The sequence below is a fragment of the Parvibaculum sp. genome (assembly GCF_035511255.1).
Taxonomy (GTDB): Bacteria; Pseudomonadota; Alphaproteobacteria; order Parvibaculales; family Parvibaculaceae; genus Parvibaculum.
Map to the genome: position 1 here is coordinate 1 of NZ_DATKFR010000133.1, position 3858 is coordinate 3858.

4 protein-coding genes and 2 pseudogenes are annotated in these 3858 nt (G+C 64.5%); 3 read left to right on the top strand and 3 right to left on the bottom strand.

What is annotated here, in order from left to right:
* A pseudogene (locus tag VMR03_RS18955) lies at positions 1-283 on the bottom strand (UbiD family decarboxylase domain-containing protein); the annotation flags it as partial.
* Between VMR03_RS18955 and VMR03_RS04470 the strand changes: the two are divergent.
* The 3 genes and pseudogenes from VMR03_RS04470 to VMR03_RS04480 all read left to right on the top strand — a co-directional run.
* Positions 254-1063, top strand: a pseudogene (locus tag VMR03_RS04470) (NADPH:quinone oxidoreductase family protein); the annotation flags it as partial. The pseudogenes VMR03_RS18955 and VMR03_RS04470 overlap by 30 nt on opposite strands.
* A 37-nt stretch (positions 1064-1100) precedes the next feature.
* Positions 1101-1823: a GDSL-type esterase/lipase family protein gene (locus VMR03_RS04475; protein ID WP_325402684.1), complete on the top strand. Its 723-nt coding sequence runs from the start codon at positions 1101-1103 to the stop codon at positions 1821-1823.
* A gap of 43 nt (positions 1824-1866) precedes the next feature.
* A complete protein-coding gene (locus VMR03_RS04480) occupies positions 1867-3090 on the top strand; it encodes a serine hydrolase domain-containing protein (protein WP_325402686.1) in 1224 nt (407 codons plus the stop codon).
* Here the strand turns inward: VMR03_RS04480 and VMR03_RS04485 are convergent.
* Both VMR03_RS04485 and VMR03_RS04490 read right to left on the bottom strand, forming a co-directional pair.
* Complete coding sequence (locus VMR03_RS04485) at positions 3066-3665, bottom strand: pyridoxamine 5'-phosphate oxidase family protein (protein ID WP_325402688.1); 600 nt, start codon at positions 3663-3665, stop codon at positions 3066-3068. The two genes, VMR03_RS04480 and VMR03_RS04485, sit on opposite strands and share 25 nt — an antisense overlap.
* 25 nt (positions 3666-3690) lie before the next feature.
* Positions 3691-3858: YkvA family protein (locus VMR03_RS04490; protein ID WP_325402690.1), on the bottom strand; the 168-nt coding region annotated here is incomplete at its 5' end.

Here is a 3858-nt window from a genome sequence, read left to right on the forward strand (position 1 = left end):
TGTGGTCGCCGTAGGGGCCTTCCAGCGCCATCTCGTAATCGGTGTTCGGCGGCGGATTGACGCCCTCGGGCACGACGGGCGCGATGGCGCGCGGGTCGGAGGACGGCAGCAGATGGCCTTCCAGCACGATCTCGGCCCAGGCCGGCACGGACAGGTCGCTGCCCAGCGCTTTCGCGACCTCGGTGCGGGAACCGCGCAAGAGGCCGGCGAACTGGTATTCGGACAGGCTGTCGGGCACCGGCGTGACCGCGCCCAGCGTGGTGGCCGGGTCGGCGCCCAGGGCGTCTCCAAGGTGAAGGTCGGCGATCGTGTGATCGGGTCTTCGGGCTGGGGCGGCTTTGCCGAGGAACTCGTGCTCGACGAAGCGCGGGTGACGCCCATTCCGCAGGAAATGGATTTCGTCACGGCCTCGGCCTTCCTGATGACCTATGGCACCTCGCATCACGCGCTGAAGGACCGCGCGCATCTGAAGCCGGGCGAGAACCTGCTCGTGCTCGGCGCGGCGGGCGGCGTCGGCCTTGCCGCGGTCGAACTCGGCAAGGCGATGGGCGCGCGGGTGATCGCGGCGGCCTCATCGGAAGACAAGCTTGCCGTCTGCCGCGAGCATGGCGCCGACGAGACGATCCTCTATCCGACCGGCGCGCTCGACAAGGACCAGCAGAAGGCGCTGACCGACCGCATCAAGGAACTCACCGGCGGTCAGGGTGCGGATGTCGTCTACGATCCGGTCGGCGGCGATTATGCCGAACCGGCGCTCCGCGCCACCAACTGGGAAGGCCGTTTCCTCGTCGTCGGCTTTGCCGCCGGCCCGATCCCGAAAGTGCCGCTCAATCTCGCGCTTCTCAAGGGCTGCCAGATCGTCGGCGTCTTCTGGGGCGCCTTCACCGGCCGCGAACCGGCGAAACATCAGGAAAATCTCAAGGAACTGATGGCATGGTTCAAGGCGGGCAAGCTTCGCCCGCATGTCTCGCGCACCTACAAGTTCGACGAGGTTGCACAGGCCCTGAACGACATGGCGGCGCGCAAGGTGAAGGGGAAGATCGTTCTGGTTCCGTCGCGCTGAGCGGCGGACAAACGATCCGGGGACGAAGGGGAACGCGATGGGCCGACTGCTCGTGACGATCGGTGCCGGCCTCGGGCTGGCGATCGTCTCGCTATTCGGCTTTCTCCTCTATGTCCTGCTTGCCTCGGGCAACCCGACCTATTGGGATGGAGAGATCGCGGCTTTCGAACGCCGCGATGTCTCCAACCCGCCGCCCAAGGACGCGGTGCTCTTTGTCGGCGCCGACGATGTGCGTCAATGGGAGGCGCTGCCTTACGACATGGCGCCGGTGCCGATCGTCCAGCGCGGCTTCGGTGGGGCGCAGATCGCGCATGTCACCTATTTCAGTCCGCGCATCGTCGCGCCCTATCGTCCGAGCGCCATCGTGCTGATGGCGGGCGAGGCCGATCTTTCCGACGTGCGCGGCCGGCGGCCGGAAGACGTGCTCGACGATTTCAAGAAGCTCGTCTCGAGCCTGCGCGCGCAGGGCGTCGCGGCGCCGATCTATTTTGTCTCGATCCATCCCTCGCCGATGCGTCTTTCGCGCTGGTACGGGGCGCAACGCGCCAATGCGCTCATTCAGGATTACGAAAAGACGGCGCAGGGGCTCTATTATATCGACGTCGCCACGGCGATGTTCGACGACAAGGGCGCGCTTCGCCGCGATCTCTTCCGCTGGGATGGGCTGTCGCTCAACGCCCGCGGCTATGCGCTGCTGACCGAGATCATCAAGCCCCTGCTCGTCAAGGCGGGATACGGAGCAGAGACACAGACTCGATAAGGAGCGCAAAACGCGCCCATTAGGACAAACGGGAGACGCCAGGATGCAGAAGATTTCGAAAGAGACCAGGGCCGGGCTCGTCGAGGGCGAGTTCGATCCGAAGTTCAAGGGCGTGGTCGAGGCCTTCATCGAGAATTTCGAGACGCGCGACGAGGTCGGCGCGAGCCATTCGATGACGCTGGAGGGAAAGACCGTCATCGACATATGGGGCGGGCGCAAGGCGGTCGATGGCGAGGCCTGGACGCGCGACACGGTCTCGATCGTCTTTTCCTGCACCAAGGGGGCGACGGCGATCTGCGCCCACATGCTTGCCGACCGGGGGTTGCTCGACCTCGATGCGCCGGTTGCGAAGTACTGGCCGGAATTTGCGGTCAACGGCAAGGAAGAAGCCACCGTCTCGATGATGCTCGACCATTCGGTCGGCCTGCCGCATGTGCGCGCCAAGGTGAAGGATGGCGGCTATTACGATTACGATTACATGATCGATCTCGTTGCGAAGGAGGCACCCTTCTGGCAGCCCGGCACGCGCAACGGCTATCACGGCGTCACCTTCGCCTGGACGGTCGGCGAGATCGTGCATCGCGCAGCGAAGAAGCGCCTCGGCGTCTTCTTCCGCGACGAGGTGGCGAGGCCGCTCGGCATCGACTTCCAGATCGGGTTGCCGGAAGCGGACGAGGCCCGCGTCGCGCCGATGATCTATGCGGTACCGGACGAGGCGACGATGAAGTCGAAATTCACGCAAGCCATCATCAAGGATCCGCAATCGGCCTCCGCGCTTTTTCTCGGCAACAATGGCAATGCGAATTTCAATTCGCGCGAATGCCATGCGGCCGAGATCGGTTCGGCGAACGGCATTTCGAACGGGCGCGGGCTCGCCGGCCTCTATGCGCCGCTCGCCAATGGCGGCGGCAAGCTCGTCTCGAAGGATACGCTCGCCCGCATGGGGCGCGTCGCGATGGCGACGCATGAGGATGCGACGCTGCTCATCCCGACCCGCTTCGCGCTCGGCTTCATGAAGTCGATGGACAATCGCAAGGTCGAGAATGCGCGCGGCATGAGCGTGATCCTTTCGGACGCCGCCTTCGGTCATGTCGGCATGGGCGGCTCGATCGGTTTCGCCGACCCGGAAGCGCGCATGAGCTTCGGCTACAACATGAACAAGATGGGCAACGGCATTCTGGTCAACGACCGCTGTCAGTCGCTGATCGACGAGGCCTATCTCGCGCTCGGCTACCGCTCCAATCAGAGCGGCGTCTGGGCCTTGTAGGTCGCAAGCTCGGCTTCGAGCGCGTCGATTTTCGATTGCAGATGCGCCAGCGCGCCCGTCACGTCGGCGGCGTCGAATTTCTGCGGGATATGCTGGGGACAGTTCGTGTCCAGCGCCGTCACGCGGAAGACGATCGCCTGCAGCGTACGGGCGCGATAGCCCTCCGGCATCAATTGGCGAATGATTTCCTTGTCGGCGATCACTTCGGCGCGTCCCCATATCTTGACGCGGGCGCGGTTCGCGTAATCCATCAGGAAGATATAGGCGCGGTCGTTCTCGGCGAGATTGCCGGTGGTGATGTACTGATGGTTGCCGGTGTAATCGGCGAAGGCGAGGGTGCGCTCGTCGAGGACGCGGAGGAAGCCTTTCGGACCGCCCCGGTGTTGGATATAGGGCTGGCCGTCGGCGCTTGCGGTGGCGAGATAGAAGGAATCGCGTTCGGCGACGAAGGCGGCGATGTCCGGCGAAATCCGGTCGCGGAAATCCGTCTCCGCATAATGCTCGCGGCTGCCGCGCTTTTCCTGCACCGCCTTGACGGAGGCGGTGAAGGCGACGTCGCTGACCTTGTGTTCCATCGTTTTCTCCTGCCTGGACGATCCGTCAGGCTATGGGCTTGTCCTTCGGCGGAAGGCCGAGCGCCTTGCGGGCGGCTTCGCGATGCGCGGGTTTCAGGTGGCTCGAGACGAGACCGATCGCGGCCATCAGCACGCTCGCGTCGTCGGTGAAGCCGAGACCGGCGATGAAATCCGGGATGATGTCCGTAGGCAG

Bases quoted from the DNA above. Each gene is read 5' to 3' on its own strand.
- VMR03_RS04475 (WP_325402684.1), top strand. From the start codon at position 1,101: ATGGGCCGACTGCTCGTGACGATCGGTGCCGGCCTCGGGCTGGCGATC.
- VMR03_RS04480 (WP_325402686.1), top strand. From the start codon at position 1,867: ATGCAGAAGATTTCGAAAGAGACCAGGGCCGGGCTCGTCGAGGGCGAG.
- VMR03_RS04485 (WP_325402688.1), bottom strand. From the start codon at position 3,665: ATGGAACACAAGGTCAGCGACGTCGCCTTCACCGCCTCCGTCAAGGCG.